The 21,879-nt window shown below is 61.5% G+C and carries 22 protein-coding genes; 13 read left to right on the top strand and 9 right to left on the bottom strand.

What is annotated here, in order from left to right:
* The first annotated feature begins 33 nt into the window (after positions 1-33).
* Entirely contained in the window at positions 34-408 is a 375-nt protein-coding gene (locus GZH79_RS12505; RefSeq protein ID WP_211644115.1) for a hypothetical protein, read from the top strand.
* Here GZH79_RS12505 and GZH79_RS12500 read toward each other — a convergent pair.
* From GZH79_RS12500 to GZH79_RS12485, 4 genes are all read right to left on the bottom strand, one after another.
* Positions 405-1,952 carry a Ppx/GppA family phosphatase gene (locus GZH79_RS12500; RefSeq protein ID WP_211644114.1) on the bottom strand — a complete coding sequence of 516 codons (1,548 nt, stop codon included), beginning with the start codon at positions 1,950-1,952 and terminating at the stop codon, positions 405-407. The two genes, GZH79_RS12505 and GZH79_RS12500, sit on opposite strands and share 4 nt — an antisense overlap.
* Positions 1,953-2,024: 72 nt before the next feature.
* Positions 2,025-4,190: an RNA degradosome polyphosphate kinase gene (locus GZH79_RS12495; RefSeq protein ID WP_211644113.1), complete on the bottom strand. Its 2,166-nt coding sequence runs from the start codon at positions 4,188-4,190 to the stop codon at positions 2,025-2,027.
* A 39-nt stretch (positions 4,191-4,229) separates the two neighbouring features.
* Positions 4,230-4,895 (bottom strand): chromosomal replication initiator DnaA, encoded by a 666-nt coding sequence (locus GZH79_RS12490; RefSeq protein ID WP_211644112.1) that lies wholly within the window; start codon positions 4,893-4,895, stop codon positions 4,230-4,232.
* 4 nt (positions 4,896-4,899) lie between these two features.
* On the bottom strand, positions 4,900-5,958 hold the full coding sequence (locus tag GZH79_RS12485; protein ID WP_211644111.1) for an AI-2E family transporter: 1,059 nt from the start codon (positions 5,956-5,958) through the stop codon (positions 4,900-4,902).
* Positions 5,959-6,094: 136 nt separating this feature from the next.
* Here GZH79_RS12485 and proS point away from each other — a divergent pair, with 136 nt between their 5' ends.
* From proS to GZH79_RS12460, 5 genes are all read left to right on the top strand, one after another.
* Positions 6,095-7,432 carry a proline--tRNA ligase gene (proS, locus tag GZH79_RS12480; protein WP_211644110.1) on the top strand — a complete coding sequence of 446 codons (1,338 nt, stop codon included), beginning with the start codon at positions 6,095-6,097 and terminating at the stop codon, positions 7,430-7,432.
* 99 nt (positions 7,433-7,531) lie between these two features.
* A complete protein-coding gene (locus GZH79_RS12475) occupies positions 7,532-8,128 on the top strand; it encodes a DUF2937 family protein (RefSeq protein ID WP_211644109.1) in 597 nt (198 codons plus the stop codon).
* 146 nt (positions 8,129-8,274) lie between these two features.
* Positions 8,275-9,558, top strand: a complete 1,284-nt coding sequence (locus GZH79_RS12470) for a lipoprotein-releasing ABC transporter permease subunit (RefSeq protein ID WP_211644108.1) — start codon at positions 8,275-8,277, stop codon at positions 9,556-9,558.
* Positions 9,551-10,243 carry an ABC transporter ATP-binding protein gene (locus tag GZH79_RS12465; protein ID WP_211644107.1) on the top strand — a complete coding sequence of 231 codons (693 nt, stop codon included), beginning with the start codon at positions 9,551-9,553 and terminating at the stop codon, positions 10,241-10,243. Before GZH79_RS12470 ends, GZH79_RS12465 begins: the two co-directional genes overlap by 8 nt.
* Before the next feature lie 91 nt (positions 10,244-10,334).
* Complete coding sequence (locus GZH79_RS12460) at positions 10,335-10,718, top strand: cytochrome c (RefSeq protein ID WP_211644106.1); 384 nt, start codon at positions 10,335-10,337, stop codon at positions 10,716-10,718.
* Here GZH79_RS12460 and GZH79_RS12455 read toward each other — a convergent pair whose 3' ends face one another.
* Positions 10,719-11,429: a DUF1194 domain-containing protein gene (locus tag GZH79_RS12455; RefSeq protein WP_211644105.1), complete on the bottom strand. Its 711-nt coding sequence runs from the start codon at positions 11,427-11,429 to the stop codon at positions 10,719-10,721.
* Between the two features lie 119 nt (positions 11,430-11,548).
* On the opposite strand from GZH79_RS12455, the gene GZH79_RS12450 reads away from it, so the two are divergent.
* Positions 11,549-12,187, top strand: a complete 639-nt coding sequence (locus GZH79_RS12450; RefSeq protein ID WP_211644104.1) for a DUF3047 domain-containing protein — start codon at positions 11,549-11,551, stop codon at positions 12,185-12,187.
* 102 nt (positions 12,188-12,289) lie between these two features.
* Positions 12,290-12,430 carry a hypothetical protein gene (locus GZH79_RS12445; RefSeq protein WP_211644103.1) on the top strand — a complete coding sequence of 47 codons (141 nt, stop codon included), beginning with the start codon at positions 12,290-12,292 and terminating at the stop codon, positions 12,428-12,430.
* A gap of 41 nt (positions 12,431-12,471) precedes the next feature.
* Here the strand turns inward: GZH79_RS12445 and GZH79_RS12440 are convergent, their stop codons facing one another.
* Both GZH79_RS12440 and GZH79_RS12435 read right to left on the bottom strand, forming a co-directional pair.
* Positions 12,472-13,263, bottom strand: coding sequence for a TIR domain-containing protein (locus GZH79_RS12440; RefSeq protein WP_211644102.1), 792 nt, complete (start codon positions 13,261-13,263; stop codon positions 12,472-12,474).
* Positions 13,264-13,275: 12 nt separating this feature from the next.
* The gene (locus tag GZH79_RS12435) at positions 13,276-15,231 is read right to left on the bottom strand and encodes a DNA topoisomerase IV subunit B (RefSeq protein ID WP_211644101.1); all 1,956 of its coding nucleotides are present in this window, start codon (positions 15,229-15,231) and stop codon (positions 13,276-13,278) included.
* Between the two features lie 123 nt (positions 15,232-15,354).
* Between GZH79_RS12435 and GZH79_RS12430 the strand changes: the two genes are divergently transcribed.
* The 5 genes from GZH79_RS12430 (at position 15,355) to GZH79_RS12410 (ending at position 20,122) form a co-directional block, all read left to right on the top strand.
* Positions 15,355-16,305, top strand: a complete 951-nt coding sequence (locus GZH79_RS12430; RefSeq protein WP_211644100.1) for a D-2-hydroxyacid dehydrogenase family protein — start codon at positions 15,355-15,357, stop codon at positions 16,303-16,305.
* A 21-nt stretch (positions 16,306-16,326) separates the two neighbouring features.
* Positions 16,327-17,211, top strand: a complete 885-nt coding sequence (locus GZH79_RS12425) for an NAD(P)-dependent oxidoreductase (protein ID WP_211644099.1) — start codon at positions 16,327-16,329, stop codon at positions 17,209-17,211.
* 69 nt (positions 17,212-17,280) lie between these two features.
* Positions 17,281-18,081 (top strand): hypothetical protein, encoded by an 801-nt coding sequence (locus tag GZH79_RS12420; RefSeq protein ID WP_211644098.1) that lies wholly within the window; start codon positions 17,281-17,283, stop codon positions 18,079-18,081.
* 45 nt (positions 18,082-18,126) lie between these two features.
* Positions 18,127-19,521, top strand: a complete 1,395-nt coding sequence (locus tag GZH79_RS12415) for an MATE family efflux transporter (protein ID WP_349291198.1) — start codon at positions 18,127-18,129, stop codon at positions 19,519-19,521.
* The gene (locus GZH79_RS12410; protein WP_211644097.1) at positions 19,514-20,122 is read left to right on the top strand and encodes a DedA family protein; all 609 of its coding nucleotides are present in this window, start codon (positions 19,514-19,516) and stop codon (positions 20,120-20,122) included. The genes GZH79_RS12415 and GZH79_RS12410 overlap by 8 nt, the downstream gene beginning before the upstream one ends.
* On the opposite strand, the gene GZH79_RS12405 is transcribed toward GZH79_RS12410, so the two are convergent.
* The gene (locus tag GZH79_RS12405; protein WP_211644096.1) at positions 20,119-20,547 is read right to left on the bottom strand and encodes a hypothetical protein; all 429 of its coding nucleotides are present in this window, start codon (positions 20,545-20,547) and stop codon (positions 20,119-20,121) included. The genes GZH79_RS12410 and GZH79_RS12405 overlap by 4 nt on opposite strands.
* 70 nt (positions 20,548-20,617) lie before the next feature.
* On the bottom strand, positions 20,618-21,820 hold the full coding sequence (locus tag GZH79_RS12400) for a pyridoxal phosphate-dependent aminotransferase (protein WP_211644095.1): 1,203 nt from the start codon (positions 21,818-21,820) through the stop codon (positions 20,618-20,620).
* Positions 21,821-21,879: the final 59 nt, after the last annotated feature.

The raw sequence follows: 21,879 nt of genomic DNA, 5'->3' as shown, positions 1-21,879 counted from the left end.
TGCAAATCGCGCGCACCAGCCTAGATCACATGTATGAAACACATCATCATCGCCGCCTGTTTAACCCTGTCCGCCACCCCGGTGCTTGCGCAGACGCCGCCAGTCGACGACGCGCCCGGTCGTGACCTGATCGAAGAAGGGACAAAGTTGTTTTTGCGCGGTCTGCTGCGCGAAGCGGACCCGGCGATCCGTGAATTGCAGGATCTCGCCAACAACGTCGGACCAGCCCTGCAAATGCTCCGAGAGGAAATGGGACCGGCGCTGGCGCAGATCATGTCGCAGATCGACGATATCGCCAATTATCAGCCGCCGGAAATCCTGCCGAACGGTGATATCATCATCCGGCGCGAACCTGATGCACCGGCCTATGTGCCACCCGCCGTCACCAATGACGATATCGAACTTTAACGTTTGAACTGAACGGTCAGCGTCGCATCCATAGCCTGCGCCAGTGCGTTCAGGCGGGATTCCGCGACTTCACCAAACAGCGGGCGTGCGTCTTCGGCCAAGGTCAGCGTCAGTTGCTTGTGCTTGGCGCTCCATTTGAAGGTGCCGGGCTGGCGGTCGCCGTCCAGCCACAGCATCGCCCCGAACCGCATGGCGCGGCCAATGATTTCCGCCTCGCGCTTTTGGTCGTCGGACAGTAGGGCGAACAGCGGTTCAAATCGGCCATCGGGTGTCTTGCCGGAATAGCGTTTCATCAGCGCCAGACCCAAAAGAACGCGTTCATAATGCTTCAGCCCGCCAAGGTTGGCGCGGGTCGCGTTGTCGAACGTGATTTCACCACGATAATCTGGATGAGCGCGCCAGCTGACATCGTGCAGCAGGCAAGCGGCCTTGATGATCCGCAGGCGCTGCCAATTGGCGCGCGGAAACAGCGGCTTGATGAAATCATACAACAGACGACCAAAGCCGGGCAGGCGGGCGTCCTTGCTTTCGGCAAAGCGACAGGCTTCGATCAGGGGATCGCGCTCACGCAATTCACGCGGCATCTGTTCGAACAGCATGCCTTCGCGGATGCCATAGGCCGACACGGCCACATCCTTGGGTTTGAACACCCGTATCAGTTCCTTCAGCACCAGCACCGCAAGCGGCACCAGTGACATCCGGCTGTCGGAAATCGAACAGCGCGCCCGCAGGCTTTGAAGATCGGACGCCTTGATATAGGCGGCGGTATGGGCGATCCGGCGCGACGTCATCCGGTATTCATGCAGCACCGTCAGGGGGTATCCACGGCGTTCCATGTCGACGCGGGCGATGGCACGCCAACTGCCGCCGACCAGAAACAGCCGCATGTCGGTCTGGTTTCCCATGCGGTCGTGCAGATCGGCCACGACGGTTTTGATATAGGCCTTTACGGCCTGATGACCGCCCTTGATTTCGCGCAATTTCAGCGGACCCAACGCAGAGGTGACGCGTCGCCCAACCCGGCCATCGGCCAGATCGGCCAGTTCCATGCTGGACCCACCGATGTCGCAGACAAGGCCGTAGCTGCCGGGCCATCCCAGCAAAACACCCTGAGCGGACAGGCGGGCTTCTTCCTCGCCGTCGATGACCCACAGCTTGACGCCGGTTTCACGTTCAACCTCGGCCCGGAAATCCGCGCCGTCGCTGGCTTCGCGGACGGCGGCGGTTGCGACAGCGGTCAGCGGGCCGCATCCCATGCCCTGTGCCAGCGCCGCGAAACGCCGGATCGCAGACAGCGCGCGCACCCGGCCTTCGGGATTCAGGCGACCTGAATCGGACAGACCCGCGCCCAAGGCACACATGATTTTTTCGTTGTAGAAATAGGCGGGACTACGCGCTGCGCCATCGAACACCACCAGACGGACAGAGTTCGATCCCACATCCACGACGCCGACCCGTTTCAGGTTTTGCGCGGCTTCGTCGTTGAACAGGGGGCGCCCGAACGGCCCCCAGTCGATGGCCTCGTCACTGTTGCTGTCCGTCATCGGTCGTTCCCATCGGTCTTTGGTCATCAATCAGGGCAGGTTCCCCCGGTGTCAACGCCCGACAGTGCAGGTTCAGTCGTCGGTGTGGGTCAGCTGCGGCACATCGGACGCGCCTGCCGAACCACGCCCGGACAGCGACGGATTTTCCATGAAAAACCTATGGCAATTGAACGCGAATTCACCGTCAGCGACGGTGGCGCGCACAAATTGCCCATCTGGCTGCATGACCCAGCTTTGCGCTACGTCGGCCATATTGGCGGCCATGATCTGGCTGACGATCTGCGCCTTGACCGTGTTGTTGGTAATTTCAACCAATGTTTCGACCCGGCGTTTCAGATTACGGCCCATCCAGTCGGCAGAGCTGATGTAGACCCTGGCCTTCTTGTTCGGCAGCGCCTGGCCACCACCGAAACACACGATCCGCGAATGTTCCAAAAACCGCCCGACGATGGATTTGACGCGGATATTGTCGGACAGCCCCGCCACACCGGGCCGCAGCCCACAGATGCCGCGCACCACAAGGCTGATCTGCACACCGGCCTGCGACGCGGCATAAAGCGCGTCGATCACGTCGGTTTCGATCAGGCTGTTCATTTTGGCCCAGATGGTCGCGGGTTTGCCGTTGCGGGCGTATTCGGTTTCTTCGGCAATGCGGGCGAGCAAGGTGGATTTCAGGTCGATGGGCGCGATCGACAGGTTTTCCAATGCTTCGGGCTGTGCGTAGCCAGACAGGTAATTGAACACCTTGTTTGCGTCGCGGCCCAGTTGCGCGTCGCAGGTGAACAGCGACACGTCGGTATAGATCTTGGCCGTGATCGGATGGTAATTTCCGGTGCCGAAATGGGTGTAGGTCACCAGACGATTGCCTTCGCGCCGCACAACGGTGCTGATCTTGGCGTGGGTTTTCAGGTCAAGGAACCCGTAAACCACATGCGCGCCGGACCGTTCCAGCCGCCGTGACTGGCGGATGTTGGCGGCTTCGTCGAAACGGGCCTTCAGTTCCACCAGTGCTGTGACGGATTTGCCGTCTTCGGCGGCTTCGCACAGGGCTTCGACGATGGGCGATTTTTTGGACGTGCGGTACAGCGTCTGCTTGATCGCCACGACATCGGGGTCGCGCGCGGCCTGCGACAGAAACCGGACGACCATGTCGAACGTTTCATAGGGGTGATGCAGCAGCATGTCCTTTTGCTGGATCGCGGCGAACATGTCGCCGTCGTGATCCTGCACACGTTCAGGGACGCGCGGCGCAAACGTCGGCCACAACAGATCGGGCCGTTCGTCCAACACCAGTTCGGACAGATCCGCGATACCGATCAGACCATCGACGGCCACGATTTCGGCCTCTGTCACGGGCAGGGCATCCATGATGAGCTTGCGCAGGGCTGTGGGCGCATTGGCCGATATCTTGAGTCTGACCACTTCGCCCCGGCGGCGGCGCTTCAGCGCTGTCTCGAATTCCCGGACAAGGTCTTCGGCTTCGTCTTCAAGTTCAAGATCGCTGTCGCGCAGCACCTTGAAAGCGCAATGTCCCTTGATCACGTAGCCGGGATACAGGCGCCCGACAAATTGCAGCAGCAGGTCTTCTAGCGGGATGTAGCGATAGGCGTCGCCGGGCAGGCGTACAAATCGCGCGATCTGCGCTGGCACCGGCAACAGGGCGCGCAGTGCGCGCTTGTCGCGCGAACGTTCCAGTTGCAGTGCCAGCGCAAAGCCTTCGTTCGGCAAAAACGGGAACGGATGGGCCGGGTCGATGGCCAGCGGCGACAGGACGGGAAACACCTGTTCCAGAAAGAAGCCTTCGAGAAAGGCGATATCGTCCTTTGACAGGTCGGAGGTCGTGAGAACGGCAATTCCTTTTTGCGCCATTTCGCGCGTCAGGATGTCCAACGCGTCCTGCTGCCGGTTCATCAGATCGCGCGCTGCCGAATCAATCAGGCGCAGCTGTTCGGCAGGCGTCAGACCGTCCATCGCGGGCGTCGTATTGCCAGCCTGTGCCAGTTCGCGCAGACCCGCCACGCGGACCGTGTAGAATTCATCAAGATTGGTCGCGGAAATCGACAGGAACCGCAGCCGTTCCAGCAAAGGGACACGCGGGTTTTCGGCCTCTTCAAGGACCCGCATGTTGAACCCGATCCATGACAGTTCACGGTTCACGAACCGGTCGGGGCCGGTGAAATCCAGATCAAAGGCGACAGGTTCGGGAAAGGCAGAGGCCAGAAAATCAGCATGGGTCATGGGCGCAGTTGCACCGATTGTATCTCAGGATTATGACACTCATTCTGCATCGGGATCATCCTTTTCCAACAGTCGGGCCGCCATGCGGGTGCTGACGGATTTGCCGCTGCCCAGTGCCACAGCGTCCAGTGCCGCGACAATCTGTTGTGCGGCAAGATATGACCGATCAATGCGCGACGCCAGATAACGCGGCAGGCTGGGCGGCGGCAGGATCTGGCGATCCGCGAACAGTTTCATCAGCAAGGCTTCCAGCAGCGCATCGTCAGGTGGCGCAATCCGCACCGGCGTCGTCGCCTGCATCCGGCTGTTCAGGTCTGGCAGGCCGATATTCCAGGTCGCAGGCAGGCTGCGCGCGGTCATCAGCAGCGGCAGGCCGTGCGCCACCATGTGATTGTGCAGATGAAACAGCGCGGGTTCCAGCGCGGCGGGCAGGGTGTCGACCGATTCGACCACGGTGGCAGTGTCCGGAAAACGATCTGCCGCGTCCTGCGCCTGAATGATCGCGGCCCCGTGGGTCGCGGCAAAGACGCGCGCCAGATGGCTTTTGCCCGACCCGGACGGGCCGACCAGCAACAGTTTACCCTGTGGCCAGCGCGCCGGGTGGCGAACCATGCGGAACGCGTCGCTGTTGGCGGTGGACACAAAGAAATCCGCCGCTTCCAGCGACACCCCGACCGGCCAGTCAAAGGTCAGCTGTTCGGACACCGGACTAGTCCTCCGCAGTGCCGCGATAAAGTGGGCTGGCGCGGTAGCGTTCGACAGCAAAGCGGGCCAGCACACCGATGACGGCAGCGATGGGCACCGCGACCAGCAGGCCGACAAAACCGAACAGCGACCCAAAGACCGACAGCGCGAACAACAGCCAGACGGGGTGCAATCCGACGGATGATCCGACCAGTTTGGGCGTCAGGATGTTGCCTTCGACGAACTGGCCGGACTGAAAAATCGCATAGACAGCGATGATCCACGGCCAGTCGCCCCAAAATTGGAACAGGGCCAAACCCATCGCCAAACCACCGCCAACGACCGCCCCGACATAGGGGATAAAGGTCAGCGCGCCCGCGATCGCGCCGACGACCAGACCAAAGTTCAGGCCGACAAGCGCCAGCGCAACCGCGTAATAGCTGCCAAGGATCAGGCAGACCAAACCCTGTCCACGGATAAAGCTGGCCAACGTCCTGTCGATCTGGCTGGCAAGCTGGCGGATGGTCTGCACGTGGTCTCGGGGCAGCATTTCATCAATCCGCGCGACCATATTGTCCCAGTCCACCAGCAGATAAATGGCCACGACCGGCACGATGACCAGCAACACCACCACGTTGACCAGTCCCATCGCCGAAGACACCACCGTTTCCAGCAGCGCGCCGCCGCGCGACTGGATCATGCTGCCGATGTTATCAAGCTGGGTGCGGATCGTGCTGCCTTCGACCAGCAGGTCCGGGAACCGGGCCGCTAGCCAGACCTGAAGGTTTTCGAACAATTCCGGCGCGATCTGGATCAGATCGCTGGTCTGACGGATCAGCGTCGGGATCACCAGCAACACGGCCAGCACGAACAGCAATAGCGCCACGACTGAAATGACCGCGACCGACACAACCCTGCTTAACCCCAGCCGCTGCAGCCTGTCGGCCACCGGATCAAGGATATACGCGATGGCCCCGCCCAGCACGAAGGGCATGATCACATTGCCCAGTGCATAAAGCAGCAGCAGGAACACGACGATGGCAAAGCCCCAGTAGATCGTTTGCTGACGCGAGGTGAGCGGCATGACGGTTCATTCCTGACAGATATTCGTTCTAAATGACCCACCCGGCAGCTTCACGCAAGCCACGCAGCGCTTGCGGCGCTTTGGCCCGCCGATTACACCCGGCGCGAATGTAGCTTGAGTGAAGGATCACCACACCATGCGTCTGTCCCGCTATTTCCTGCCCGTCCTCAAGGAAACCCCACGCGAGGCGCAGATCGTCAGCCACCGCCTGATGTTGCAGGCCGGTCTGATCAAGCAGGCCAGCGCCGGCATCTATTCGTGGCTGCCGATGGGTTACAAGGTGCTCAAGCGGATCGAACAGATCGTCCACGAAGAACAGGCCCGCGCCGGTCATCTGGCGATGCTGATGCCGACCATGCAGTCCGCCGACCTGTGGCGTGAAAGCGGGCGGTACGACGCCTATGGCGACGAAATGCTGCGGGTCAAGGATCGCAGCGGCCGCGACATGCTGTTCACGCCTACGGCCGAAGAATTGGTGACCGACATCTTCCGCGCCCATGTCGGCAGCTACAAGGACCTGCCGCTGACGCTCTATCAGATTCAGTGGAAATTTCGTGATGAAGTGCGCCCGCGTTTCGGCGTCATGCGGGGCCGCGAATTCCTGATGAAAGATGGCTACAACTTCGATCTGACCAAGGAAGACGCGCTGCACGCCTACAACCGCCATCTGGTGACCTATCTGCGGACCTATGAACGCATGGGGCTGCAGGCGATTCCAATGCGGGCCGATTCCGGCCCGATTGGCGGCGACGACACCCATGAATTTCTGGTGCTCGCGGAAACCGGCGAATCAGAGGTGTTCTACGACAGCGCGATTACCGATCTGACCTTTGGCGACCGGGACATCGATTTCGACGACCGTGCCGCCTGTCAGGCCGTCATGGACGAATTCACCTCGCGCTATGCCCGGACCGATGAAACCCACGACGAAGCCCTGTTCGCCCAAGTGCCAGAGGACCGCCGCCGCAGCGCACGCGGCATCGAAGTCGGCCAGATCTTTTATTTCGGAACCAAGTATTCCGAGGCGCTGGGTGCGACCGTCCAGACCCGCGACGGCGAAAGCCTGCCCGTTCACATGGGGTCGCACGGGATCGGCGTCAGCCGCCTGCTGGGTGCCATCATCGAAGCCAGCCACGACGACAAGGGCATCATCTGGCCCGAAGGTGTCACACCGTTCCATGTCGGTATTCTGAACATGCGGCAGGGTGACGATGCCTGTGACGCGGTCTGCGAAGATCTGTACGCCCGGTTGCGCGCGCGCGGTCTGGACCCGCTCTATGACGACCGCGACGAACGCGCGGGCGCGAAATTCGGGACAATGGATATCATCGGCCTGCCGTGGCGGATCACCGTGGGTCCGCGCGGGGTCAAGAACGGCGTCGTCGAACTGACCAGCCGCCGCAGTGGCGTGGCTGAAGAGATGTCGCTCGAAGATGCGATTGCCCGGATTGCAACGATCTACGACGGCATCTGACGCAGGCGATGACAGGGGCGCTGCGCCCCTGTATGCTGCCCTAAAACGCAAGAGGCAGCAGATGACACCCATGACACCCGGATATTGTCCGGTGCCCCGATGATCGGGCGCGCACTGACGCTGGCAGGCGCTGTGGCAGGTGCTGCCGCCTGTTCGCAATATCCTGCGTTCACGCAGCAATATGTGCAGCGTCTGGCAGGGCAGGTCGATGCGCTGGACGTCGTCGTTGGTGATTTTGAAGCATCCGCCATGCGCGCCGGTCTGACCCGGACTGACGCGCTGGCGCAGATGACAGGCACGGCCTTTCTGGCGGATCGTCAGGACGACATGCGCCGTACCTTTCGCCGCCATGCGGTGCTGACCGACGATCTGGCGCGCTTGCGTGATGCCACATCGCTGGGCCGGATCGCATTGGTCGCTCGGGTCAGTGATCCCGCGACGCTGCGTGCGGCATGGGGCGATTTTGAACCGGCAATGCCGTTGTCGATCGCAGGGCTGGCCACAGCCGCAATCGGTGCGGCAGTGGGCTGGGTCGTTGCGGCGATCACATGGTCTGGACTGTCCGCGTTGCTGCGCCGTGGCCCGCGCCGCCGCAGCCGGTCCCGCGCAAGGCCAAATCGTGCCGAACCAACCCTTGCCCGATCTGCCGCCCGCCCCGGTCCGCGTTTGGACGGCGTGCGCAAAACCCGCGCGTGACGTCGGCATCTTCTTCTTGCCGAAAATATCCCGGGGGTTTGGGGGCAGCGCCCCCAAGTCCGCCGATACCGTTCACACCCGGTTGCATTGACGCGAGGCGCCAAATACCCCCAAGGTCCGCGCGACCAACCTGACGGGACCATGCCATGGCCAGCACGCCCCCCTTTGCACGCTTCGAATGGATGATCGCGTGGCGCTATATTCGGGCCAAACGCGCCGAAGGCGGCGTCAGCGTCATGACGTGGATCAGCCTGCTGGGCATCACGCTGGCGGTGTTCGCGCTGATTGCGACATTGGCGATCCGGTCTGGGTTCCGGGCCGAATTCGTGGATACGATCCTGGGCGCCAACGCCCATGTCACCGTCTATGAACAGACCCCCATCGCGGGCACCGACCAGACGACGCGGATCATCAGTGATTATGAAACGCTTGCTGCGGCCATCGCCGATGTGCCCGGTGTCATCCGCGCCGCCCCGCTGGTGCGCCAGCAGGTCATGGCGAACCGGGGCAACTTCAATTCCGGGGTAGAGGTTTTTGGCATCAGCGAAGCCGACCTGCGCACCATCCCCCGCATCGCCACGCCAGAGGAAGCGATCGGCAGCATCGACGCCTTTGGCGACGGGATCGCCATCGGGTCGGGCGTTGCGCGCGAGTTGGGCGTCGGGCTGGGCGACCGGATCAAACTGATTTCGCCCAACGGCGTGCGCACCGCGATGGGCACCAGCCCGCGTGTGGGCGTTTACGACATCACCTATATTTTCACCGCCGGTCGCTATGACATCGACCGTACGCGGGTCTACATGCCGCTGGCCGAGGCACAGACGTTTTTCAACCGCGACGGCGTCGTCGACGAAATCGAGGTGATGGTCGCAAACCCCGACAATGTCGAAGATATCGCCCCCGATATCCTGAATGCGGCAGGCGATTTCGCGTTCATCTGGACATGGCGCGACAGCGCGGGCGCGTTCCTGCGCGCACTGACGGTCGAAGACAACGTGATGTTCGTGTTGCTGTCGATCCTTGTGCTGATCGCGTCGATGAACATCATTTCCGGCCTCATCATGCTGGTCAAGAACAAGGGCCGCGACATCGGCATCCTGCGGACCATGGGTCTGACCGAAGGGTCGGTGCTGCGGATCTTCTTTATCTGCGGGGCGGGGATCGGAACCGTCGGCACGATCTTGGGCGTCATTCTGGGTTGCGCCTTTGCGATCTGGATCGACCCGATATTCGCCTTTGTGAATTATCTGGCGGGGGGCGGCGTCTGGGACCCGTCGATCCGCGGCATCTATGCCCTGCCTGCGGAACTGCACCTGCGCGACGTGCTGTCGGCGGTTGTGCTGTCGCTGGGTTTGTCGTGGATTGTCACCATCTTTCCCGCGCGCCGGGCGGCCCGCATGAACCCGGTCGAGGCGCTGCGCTATGAATGATCCTGTCCTTGCCCTGACCAGCCTGTCCAAAGGCTACAATCACGGTCTGCCATCCGAAGTCCGCGTGCTGGACGGCGCGTCGCTGTCGGTCGCACCGGGCGAAGTCGTGGCGCTCGTCGCACCGTCGGGGGCAGGCAAATCCACTCTGCTGCATATCGCGGGACTGCTGGATACAGCGGATTCCGGCACTGTCGAAATCGGGGGCGAGGACGTGACCCGCCTGTCGGATCGCCGCCGCACCGCGATCCGGCGCAATGACGTGGGGTTCATCTATCAATTCCACCACCTGCTGCCGGAATTCACGGCACTTGAAAACATCGTTCTGCCGCAACTGGCCAATGGTGCAGAGGATGCCGCCGCACGCGACCGCGCCCGCAGCCTGCTGGATACCGTGGGCATTGCGCCGCGCGCCGATCACCGGCCTGCGGCACTGTCGGGCGGCGAACAGCAGCGCGTTGCGTTCTGCCGGGCGCTGGCCAACGATCCAAAGCTGTTGCTGGCGGACGAGCCGACAGGCAACCTTGACCCCGAAACGTCGGACCGGGTGTTCGATGCGCTGATGACGCTGGTGCGGTCCACCGGGCTGGCTGCGGTTATTGCGACACACAATCTGGAATTGGCGTCCCGTATGGACCGGTCGGTGCGGTTGGAGTCTGGCAAACTGGTGGCGACCAAGGCAGACTGACACCAAAGCAGCGCGTTTTGACCCAGATCAACGCGCAGGACCGCCCGCGCGCATAGCCTTTGATCTTGTCACCCTTTCAGGAGTATCCACCATGTTCCGTTTTTTGCCGTTCGCCGTTCTTGCCCTTGCGGCCTGCACGCCGGAACAGCCCCCCGTCAACGGCAAGGCGGCGTTCGAGGCGAAGTGCGCCCAATGCCACGGCATCACGGGACAGGACGGTGTGGCATTGGCCGCCGGTGTCACGGCGCCGGACCTGACACGGATCAGCGCGCGCAACGGCGGCACCTATCCGGCCGATTACGTGATGAGCGTGATTGACGGGTTCAACCGGGGCCAGCATGTCAGCGGGTTGATGCCGAAATTCGGTGACGGCGATCTGGGGCCGATCATCATGACCGAAGAAGACGGCAACCCCGTGCCTGTCCCCGCCGAATTGCTGGCGCTGTCGAATTATATCGAAACGCTGCAACGCTGATCAGCGGCGGGCCAGTTCCACCTGTGGCATCTGTCCGGCGATTTCCAGAAACAGCTTGCGTTGCACGGCAGCGGCAAAGCTGTCGCGCCCGTCTGCCGTGACCATGAATGCGCCGGGACCGCCGATGATGTTGTCGGCATATAGCTGTTCCAGATCGCGACCCGCGCGGCGCGGGCTGTCGGGGCGCAGGATCGGCAGGGCGTTGATGACGGTGCCCGTGGCCAGCACCGCATCGCGTGACGGCACGATGGGCGGGCCGGACGAATTGCCCATGCTGTCCCCGGAAAAGTCGATGACATGGCGGAACCCGTCAAAGCCGTTGCTGTCGATCAGGCGCTGACCTTCCAGCAGGGCGGCACCGATGGCGTTTCGGCCATAGGCGGACCGGGGGGCCAGCAGCAGCGCATCGGCAAATTCCCGTGCAGCATCCGGCCCGTCGATCAGCATCCAGTCCACGACCTGCACCTGATTGGTCGCCCATTCCACATAGGTGACGGCGATATGACCGTGTAGCGTATCGGCAATCGCGTCCAGCACGGGCTGGCTGGTCAGCGCATTGCCGTAGCCCTGCCGCTGGAACGCCAGTTCGTCCGCGTCGATGGACCCCGACGCATCGGCCAGCAGCACCAGTTCCAGCGATGTTTCCACCATCGGGGTCTGGGCATGGGCCACGGGGGCCAGCAGGGTCAGGCACAGGGCAAGTATCCGCATGACTGAAACATAAACCCGTCCGGGCGCGCCTGTCTCTGACAATTGCGTGACGGCTGGCGGGTTCAGGTGACGCACCCGGCGCGGGCGCTATGGTCAACCCAACTGAAACGGAGATTCCCATGCTGCGCACCCTGACAATCGCCGCCACATTTCTCGCCACCACCGCCACGGCAGAGGCGATCAGCTTTGCCAACTGGAACGAACAGCGGCTAAAGCTGCTGTCATCCAACGATTACACCCAATCGGGCGGCACGCTGGGCATCCGGTCCGACAATACGGTCAGCATCCTGTGGACGCGGCTGCCGCAACCGCTGTGGGACGCGACACGCGCACAGTGGAACTGGCAGGTCACGCAATCCGTGCCGCCCACGGATCTGGGCCGCAAGGGCGGCGACGACCGTAATATCGCGGTCTATTTCCTGTGGTTGCCCGCCGGGGCCGCCGCCGCCGCATCGCAGGCCGATATCCGCAGCCTGCTGGGCCGCGACGACGTGCGGATCATCCAGTATGTCTGGGGCGGCAACAACGCTGTGGGTCAGCCGATTCCGTCGCCTTATGGTGTGGCAGGCACCGCCGTCACGATCCCGCTGCGGCAAGCTGACACGGGGCAGGACAGCGTCACCGTCGATCTGGCCGCCGACCACGCCCGCGCATTCGGCAGCGCCCCCGGCGCATTGGTCGGCATGGCCGTCAGCGCCGACAGCGACGACACGGTCACGATGATCGAGGCACAGGTGAGCGGGTTGCGGGTGGAGTAGGCGCTAAAGAGGGGAAAATGACAGCCGTTGCCCTAGGCAACGGCAGCGCCCGACCCTCCCCCCGGGAGGGCGCTGGGGATTGCGGCAGCAGAAGAAGCCAGCGTGTCCGGCAACCAGGTCGACGGCTACGCCCGCGCGTTTGATGGTGAGTCGGGCGCACTGGTCGGCATGGCGGTGCGCGCGGACAGCGACGACACCGAGACGCTGATCGAGGAGCATGTGAGTGGGTTGATGGTGCAGTAGCAAAATCAAATTTTAATTTCGGATCATCAAGCCGAAGAAAATCAAAATGGAATTATTTCGTCCCACTGTTGGTCTAGCCGTACTAGTTCGTCCTCGAACATTACAGTTAGAGCCTCATCCGCCTTTATTATTGAAGCGAGCGCATTAAAGTAAGATCGGGTTTGCGAACCATAATCAGTTTCTCTATTGTACGCCTTCAGCAAAATGTCACCGACAGATAGTAAATCCTTGACTATTGAAGGCGCTATGGAGTGCTGGTTTCGTGCAATTCTCCGCTGGCTTCGGGTTAGCATCAAAATTTCTTCTAAAATTTCCCGATCATCGCGAAGTTTTCTCTCGACGGGAGTACCTTCTGCAAGAATTTTCGATATCTTCTGCTCCAATCTTGGCCACCACATTTCGAAGACATCGTCGAAAGTGCCGCTAGTGAGAGAATTCTCCCCACCGGCGTCGTTTACAGTCGACATCATTTTTTTGAAATCTGCTTTTTCAAATGAGGTAGTTTGGAATGTCGTTAGGGGTCCCGAGATATCTGCGTTGTCAACACCAAATAAAACAGAGCATACCTTTGAGCGGTCCATGTCCTTTGAAAGAGCGCCCGCTTCAAAAAGTATCCAAGGTTTCGTTAGGTTTTCTTTCGTTAGGCAAATGATTCCAATATCGCATTCTGACAGTTTTTGAGATATGTCACTACCCCATCTGGCGCCTTTATCGACATCGCTAGGTGTAAAATACGGTTTCGCGAATTGTAGAACTGAAGGGATCCAGTTTCTAAGCTCTTCAGCGATTTTTTTGCTCGAGTCTCCGCTCCAGCTGACAAAAACGTTTATCATAAATGCAACTCCTCAAACATCCAATTCCTCCACGAAGCGGGCGTTTTCCTGAATATACTGAAAGCGCAGTTCGGGCTTTTTCCCCATCAGACGTTCCACCAGATCGCCAGTTTCGCCGGGCAGGTCGTCGTTGACCATCACGCGGATCAGTTTGCGGGTGGCGGGGTCCATGGTGGTTTCCTTCAGGTCCTTGGCGTCCATTTCGCCCAGACCCTTGAACCGCTGCACGTCGATCTTGCCCTTGCCGCCCAGACCCTTTTGCATGGCGACGTCCTTTTCCGCGTCGGATGCCACATACAGCCGTTTCGGCCCCTGTGTCAGACGATACAGCGGCGGACAGGCCAGATACAGGTGGCCGCTGTCGATCAGCGGACGCATCTGGCTGAAAAAGAACGTCATCAGCAGGGCCGCGATATGCGCGCCGTCCACGTCGGCGTCAGTCATGATGATGATCTTGTCGTAGCGCAGATCGTCCAAATTGAATTTCGATCCCATGCCGACACCCAAAGCTTCGCACAGGTCGGAAATTTCGGCGTTGGTGGTCAGCTTGCCCGACGCCGCACCCAGCACGTTCAGGATCTTGCCCTTCAGCGGCAGCAGCGCCTGTGTCTTGCGGTCGCGCGCGCCCTTGCCGGACCCGCCGGCGCTGTCGCCTTCGACGATGAACAATTCGGTGCCTTCGCGGGTCTTTGACGTGCAGTCGGTCAGTTTGCCGGGCAGGCGCAGTTTCTTGGTGGCCGATTTGCGCGACGTTTCCTTTTCCTGCTTGCGGCGCAGGCGTTCTTCGGCGCGCAGGATCAGGAAATCAAGGATCGCGCCCGCCGATTTGTTGTCCGCCGCCAGCCAGTTGTCGAAATGGTCCGACACGGCGGCATTGACCATGCGCTGCGCGTCAACGGTGGCCAGACGGTCCTTTGTCTGGCCGACAAATTCCGGTTCGCGGATGAAACAGGACACCAGCGCACAGCCGCCGACGATCAGGTCTTCGCGGGTGATGGTCGCGGCCTTGCGGTTGTTGGTCAGCTCTCCATACGCCTTGATCCCCTTGAGGATCGCGTTCCAGAACCCGACCTCGTGGGTGCCGCCCTCTGGCGTGGGGACCGTGTTGCAATAGGACTGGATGAACCCGTCGCGGGCCGGGGTCCAGTTGATCGCCCATTCCACCTTGCCCGGGACGCCGAATTTTTCGGTGAAATCGACGGTGCCCGCAAAGGGCCGGTCGGAATAGGTGGTGGACCCCGCCAGCGTTTCGTTCAGGTAATCCGACAGGCCGCCGGGAAATTTGAACGTGGCCGTGGTGGGTGTGTCGCCATCGTCGATGTCGGTTTTCCAGCGGATTTCGACGCCGGAAAACAGATACGCCTTGGACCGGGCCATCTGGAACAGGCGGCTTGGCTTCAGCTTGAGCTTGCCGAAAATTTCCTCGTCAGGGTGGAATGTGACGGCGGTGCCGCGTCGGTTGGGGGCCGCGCCGATCTTTTCCAGCTTGCCCTGCGGAACGCCGCGCGAAAATTCCATCGCGAACAGTTCCTTGTTGCGCGCGACCTCGACCCGCAAATGGTCGGACAGGGCGTTCACGACCGAAGACCCGACGCCGTGCAGACCGCCCGAGGTGGAATAGCTGTCACCGGAAAACTTGCCGCCCGCGTTCAGGGTGCAGAAAATGATTTCCAGCGCGGATTTGGCGGGGTCCTTGGGGTGCGGATCGGTGGGGATGCCGCGCCCGTTGTCGCGCACGCTGACATGGCCGTTGGCGTGCAGTTCGATCTCGATCCATGTGGCGTGTCCGGCGACCGCTTCGTCCATGGAGTTGTCGACGATTTCCGCCACCATGTGATGCAGGGACCGTTCGTCCTTGCCGCCGATATACATGCCCGGACGCAGGCGCACGTGTTCCATATCCTCCAGCACCTGGATCGAGGAGGCGTCATAGGTGGATGTGGTCTTGCCGGACAGAAGATCGGACATGTGCTGCTCTTTGCTTTGGTTTGCGCCAGTCTAAGAGCCAGCGCGCCCGGCGGCAATGGGCGGCGGGACTTGTGGTCAGGCGGGGCAAACGCGATAGATGTGGTCTGACCGGGGAGGGATGACATGAAAATCGCGGTACTGGACGATTATGCGCGCGCGGCATTGCGGCTGGCCGACTGGGACGGGCTGGGGCAGGTCGATGTGTTTGCCGACCCCATCGCGCGGGATGATCTGCCGGACAAGCTGGCGGGCTACGACGTGGTTTGCCTGATGCGCGAACGCACGCCGATGGACGCCGACCTGATCGCCGCACTGCCTGCGCTGCGGCTGATCGTGACGTCGGGGCCGCGCAACGCCAGCATTGATCTGGATGCGGCGCGCGCTGCGGGCGTGACAGTCTGCGGCACCGAAAGCCGCAAGACGACCACATCGGAACTGGCCGTGCTGATGATGCTGGCGCTGAACCGCCGCCTGCTGCCAGAGGTCAGCGCCCTGCACGCCAAAGGCTGGCAGGTCGGGCTGGGCCGCGATGTCGCCGGGCTGACACTGGGGCTGATCGGGCTCGGCAACATCGGTGCGCAGATGGCGACGCTGGGCCGCGCGCTGGGCATGGACATCGTCGCATGGTCGCCCAACCTGACGGCGGACCGCTGTGCCGCACTCGACGTCGCCCGCATGGACAGCCTGCCCGACCTGATGGCGCGGGCCGATGTGACGTCTGTGCATATGGTGCTGTCGGATCGCACGCGCGGGCTGGTGGGGGCCGATGCCTTTGCCGCAGCGCGTCAGGGACAGGTGTTCATCAACACCTCGCGCGGGCCGCTGGTGGATACCGACGCCCTGCTGAACGGGCTGACGGCGGGGCGTCCGGCGATGGCGGGGCTGGATGTGTTCGATGTGGAACCGCTGCCGATGGACGATCCACTGCGCGACCCCGACCTGATTGCTTCGGGCAGGCTGCTGCTGACGCCGCACCTTGGCTATACCACACAGGAGACGTTCCGCGTCTTCTATACCCAGACGGTCGAGGCGATCCGCGCCTTTCAGGCGGGTGACCCGATCCGTACAATTTGATACCAAAAACAGGAGACGCCGATGCGTATTTTCTTTACAGGCGGCAGCGGCAAGGCCGGGCGCTATGCGGTGCAGCATCTTCGGGATGCGGGCCATCAGGTCACGAATATCGACAGTGCCGCCGATGCGGATGATCGCGCGCTGCGGGTCGATCTGACCGACGCGGGGCAAGTGATCGACGCGATGCACAACTACGCCGATTTTGACGAGCTGGACCCCGGCACCGGTGTGCCCCGCTATGATGCTGTGGTGCATTTTGCCGCCGTGCCACGGATCATGCTGGTGCCGGACGGCGAAACCTATCGCAACAACACGATGTCCACTTACAACGTGCTGAACGCGGCGGCGAAACTGGGCATCCCCAAGGTCATCTTTGCCTCGTCCGAAACCACCTATGGCATCTGTTTCTGGGACGGCGAGATAAAGCCCGATTATGTGCCCATCGACGAAGAACACCCGACGGTGCCGCAGGACAGCTATGCCATGTCCAAGGTCGTGAACGAGGTGACGGCGCGGTCGTTTCAGGCCCGCACGGGGGCTGATATCTATGGCCTGCGGATCAACAATGTGATCGAGCCGCACGAATACGAACAGATGTTCCCCGCTTTCATGGATGATCCGGCCCTGCGGCGGCGCAATATCTTTGCCTACATCGACGCGCGCGATCTGGCGCAGATGGTCGAATGTTGTCTGAACACCGATGGTCTGGGGTACGAGGTGTTCAACGTATCCAACGACGACATGAGCGTGAACCTGAGCACCGATGAGGTCATGGAACGCTTCTATCAAGGCGTGCCAAAGACCCGAGATATGGGCCAGAATGAGACGTTCTATGCCAACAACAAGGCCAAAAAGATGGTTGGCTTTGCGCCGAAACACAGTTGGCGCGATGTGCTCAAGGGCTAAGCGGGGACACGAAATCTAAACTTCTGCATCACATGGTCCGCCTGTTCCTTTACCAAGACAGGCGGGCCAATGATCTTGAAACACCTATTCGCAGCGGTGCTGTCCGCAACTGTCACCCTTGTGATCCTATGGCCCGAACAACCAAAGGCTGACACGCAGCCTGCCGCTTTCTTGCAAAAACGCGGGCCGCTGATCGTATCGCGCGAACCCACCCCGCGACCGGCTGCACTGACACGTACGCCCAGTCTGTTTGCGGGGCAGGCGGGCAATAGCCTGTTTGCACCCGCCGCACCGCGACCGGCAGAAAACGATCGACGCAGGGTTGCCGCCGTCAGCCCGCTGATCGTACCGGACCAACGGATCATGCTGCGGGGGCAGGCAGGCGCGCGCGATGTGCAGGTCCTGCGGCAGGTCATCGGGTATGCGGAATCCCGGCGCGATGGTTATGACGCCGTAGTTTACGGCGCGCGCGTGATGCCACCGGCCCGCCCCACACAGATGACCGTCGGGGATATCTTTGCGTGGATCGACGCCACACCGCGGCAAAACCACGCCATCGGACGCTATCAATTCATCCCGTCCACCCTGCGCCGTCTTGTGCGCGTCACAGGGACGTCTGAACGGGACCTGTTTTCCCCCGCCCTGCAGGACCGGCTGGCCGATGTCCTGCTGGCAGAGGCGGGTCTGGACGATGTGCGTGCCGGTGACATGGGGCGCCACCGTTTCATGAACAATCTGGCCCGGATCTGGGCTGGTTTGCCAAATTCGACGGGGAAATCGCACTACCACGGCTATGCCGGAAACAAGTCTTCCATTTCATGGGCACAGTTCGACGCCGAACTGCAGCAGGTGTTTCCGAACCGGGGATGACGCAGGCGCTGGACGGGCCAGCGCAACGGGCATAAGTCGTCGGACATGATGACGCCCACCATGACATACACCGGCCATTTCCGCGCGCTGCTGCGTCTTGGCGCGCCCCTGATGGCAAGCAATCTTGCGCAATTCGCAATTCATATCACGGACACGCTGATGCTGGGCTGGTATGACGTGACGGCACTGGCGGCAGCGACACTGGCGACATCGCTGTTGTTTGTCATCTTCATCGTCGGTGCCGGTTTTGCGCAAGCCGTCACACCGCTGGTCGCCACCGCCGCCGAAGAAGGCGATACACGCACAGCCCGCCGTGTGACCCGCATGGCGGTCTGGCTGTCGATCTTTTACGGTGGTGTGGTGTCGATCCCGTTTTTCGTGGCCGAACCGATCCTGCTGGCAATCGGACAAACGCCCGCAGTCGCGGCGGCAGGGGCGGATTATCTGGTCATTGCGATTTTGGGCATGATCCCCGCGCTGATCGTGATGACGCTCAAATCCTTTTTGGTCGCACTGGAACTGACGGCATTCATTTTCTGGTCCACCGTTGCCGCCGCCGTCCTGAACGTCGGGGTGAATTATCTGCTGATCTTTGGCAATTTCGGTGCGCCGGAAATGGGGATCAGGGGTGCGGCCATCGCATCTGTGCTGATGCAGGCCGGGACGCTGATCGTGCTGGTGATCTATATTCTGCGAAAGCTGCCAGAGCAGGAACTGCTGAGAAACCCGTTCCGCCCCGATCCGCAGATCATGTCGCGGGTGTTTCGTTTGGGATTGCCGATCGGGATCACGTCACTGGCAGAGGGCGGTTTGTTCACCGCCAGTTCCATCATGATGGGCTGGATCGGCGAGGTTGCGCTGGCTAGCCACGGGATCGCGCTGCAACTAGCCAGCCTGACATTCATGGTGCATATCGCCATATCGCAAGCCGCCACCGTGCGGGCAGGGCGTGCTGTGGGCCGCCGGGACGAGACCGGGTTGCGCCGTGGCGCCATTGCGTCCTTTGTCCTGTCGGGTGCGTTCGTGTGTCTGACGATCGTGGCGTTTCTGGCGATCCCCCGGACGCTGATTTCGTTTTTCGTCGATCCACAGGCCCCTTCGTTGCCGATGATCCTGACGCTGGGGACGACGTTGCTGGCGATGGCGGCCTTGTTCCAGATCGTCGATGCCGCGCAGGTCGTGGCCCTGGGGTTGTTGCGCGGATTACAGGATACGGTCGTGCCGATGGTGATTGCGGCATTCAGCTATTGGGTTGTGGCGATCCCGTTAAGCTATTTGCTGGCGTTCACGTTGGGTTGGGGACCGCAAGGGTTGTGGTTGGGGCTGGTCGTTGGGCTGGCTGTGGCTGCCGTCTGCCTGTGCTGGCGGTTCATCGCCGGGCGAAAGCGGCGCCCCCTGATGGAACTGCCGGGTCGGGAAAAGGTTGGGCAGCATGTTTGATTTCATTACCCGACTGATCGACGCAGCGGGCGCCTTTGGCGTTGGGCTGGTCATGTTGCTGGAAAACGTATTTCCGCCCATTCCATCCGAACTGGTCATGCCGCTGGCAGGATTTCAGGCCGCACAGGGCCGGATGTCGCTGATTGCGGTCTTCATCTTGGGAACGATCGGCGCGGTTCTGGGCGCGTATCTATGGTATCTGGTGGGGCAGATGCTGGGCCAGCGCCGGATTGAGGATTTCATCGACCGGCATGGCGTCTGGCTGACGCTTGAGGTGGAGGATATTCGCAGGGCTGTGGCATGGTTCGACCGCCACGATAAGGCGGCGGTGTTTTTCGGGCGCATGGTGCCGGGTGTCCGCACGCTGATTTCGGTGCCTGCGGGCCTGTCCGGCATGGGGCTGACACGGTTTTTCATCTATACCACGCTGGGATCTGCCCTATGGAACGCGGCGCTGATCGCGGCGGGCTATTTGCTGTCCGCGAATTATGATCGCGTCGCCGCATTTCTGAACCCGGTCACGAACATTTTGCTACTGGGCATCCTGGGATTTTACGTCTGGCGCGTCACGCGCCGCCTGTGGGCACGCAGTCGCAGCTAGTCTTCGTCAGCCTTGCCGCCATCTGCACGGCTGAGCAGGCGGTCGGCTTTCTTGCGCACCAGCACGGTCCGCAAATCGTGCATTGCCAGCAACAGCGGGTCTGTCACGTCTTCCAACTGGCCGTCGCTGGCCTTTGATTGCACCCATTGGGTCGTGATGTTCAGATAGTCGATCGCGCGGTGGATATCGTCGATATCGCGGCGCGCCAGCAGGGCCACCCGTTCATCCAGCCACGCCTGAATGGCGGCGATGTCCCCATCTGACAAAACGGTGTCGCCGTGGGGTTTGACCTCTCCGTTGCGGACGTTGATCACGGCCAGCTGATCCATTTCGATCCGGCGTTGCCGGTTTTCGGTATCCACGCGAAACACCACCGCGCCATTTTCACGGATCCGAAAGTAATAGTCTGGTAGGTCTGCGCCCATCTGGCCCGCCCATCTTTTGCCGCGTTAACTATACAGGTGCGGCCATCGTCCGCCAGTGTGTTGGTTCATTTCAGCGCAGGCCGTCGCAGAACGTCCTGATGCGCGCGCAGGCTTCTGTCAGGGCCGCGTCAGAGGTCGCATAGCTAATCCGGAAATGCGGTGATAGGCCAAAGGCCGCGCCAAAGACCACCGCGACATCGGATTCGTCCAGCAATGCGGTGGCGAACGCTTCGTCACTGTCGATCAGGGTGCCACCGGCACTGGTCTTGCCGATGCAATCCGCAATGGACGGATAGACGTAAAATGCGCCTTCCGGGCGGGGGCAGACGATGCCGGGGCAGGCGTTCAGCGCATCCACCACCAGATCGCGGCGGCGGATGAACATGGCGTTGTTCGGCGCGATGAAATCATGGGTGCCATTCAGCGCCGCGACGGCGGCCCACTGGCTGATCGTGCAGGGGTTCGACGTCGATTGCGACTGCACCTTGCGCATCGCCGCAATCAGCTGAAGCGGGCCTGCCGCGTAGCCAATCCGCCAGCCGGTCATGGCGTAGGCCTTGCTGACGCCGTTCATGGTTAGGGTCCGGTCATACAACTGCGGTTCCACCTGCGCGGGCGTGCAGAACTGGTAGTCATCGAACGCCAGATGTTCATACATGTCATCGGTCAGCACCCAGACATGCGGATGCCGCAGCAGCACGTCGGTCAGCGCCTTCAGCTCTGACCAGTTGTAACCGGCGCCGGTCGGGTTGCTGGGAGAGTTGAAGAGAAACCATTTGGTGCGCGGTGTGATCGCAGATTCCAACTGGTCTGCCGTGATCTTGTATCCGCGGTCCAGCGTGCCTGCGACAAACACCGGATCGCCGCCCCCCAGTTTGACCATATCGGGATAGCTGACCCAGTAGGGGGCGGGAATGATGACCTCGTCCCCCGGGTTCAGGGTCGCCATGAACGCGTTATATATCACCTGTTTGCCGCCCGAACCGACGCTGACCTGCGCGGGCACATAATCCAGATTGTTATCGCGGCGGAACTTGTCGCAGATCGCCTGTTTCAGTTCCGGGATACCGTCGACGGCGGTGTATTTCGTCTTGCCCGCATTGATCGCGGCGATGCCTGCGGCCTTGATGTGATCGGGGGTGTCGAAATCGGGTTCACCGGCACCCAGACCGATCACGTCGCGGCCCTGCGCACGCAGTTCGGCGGCACGGGTTGTGACGGCGATTGTGGGGGATGGTTTGACGCGGTCGAGCGTCGCAGACAACAGTTTCATAGCCGCTCCGGTGGTGTCGTGGTCCGTTTCATGTCATAGGTTGCCGATAAGGACAGAGG

Source organism: Loktanella sp. SALINAS62 (assembly GCF_018263905.1).
Lineage (GTDB): Bacteria > Pseudomonadota > Alphaproteobacteria > Rhodobacterales > Rhodobacteraceae > Loktanella.
Note: the sequence above shows the minus strand (reverse complement) of the source record. Positions and strands in the feature narration are given on the sequence as shown.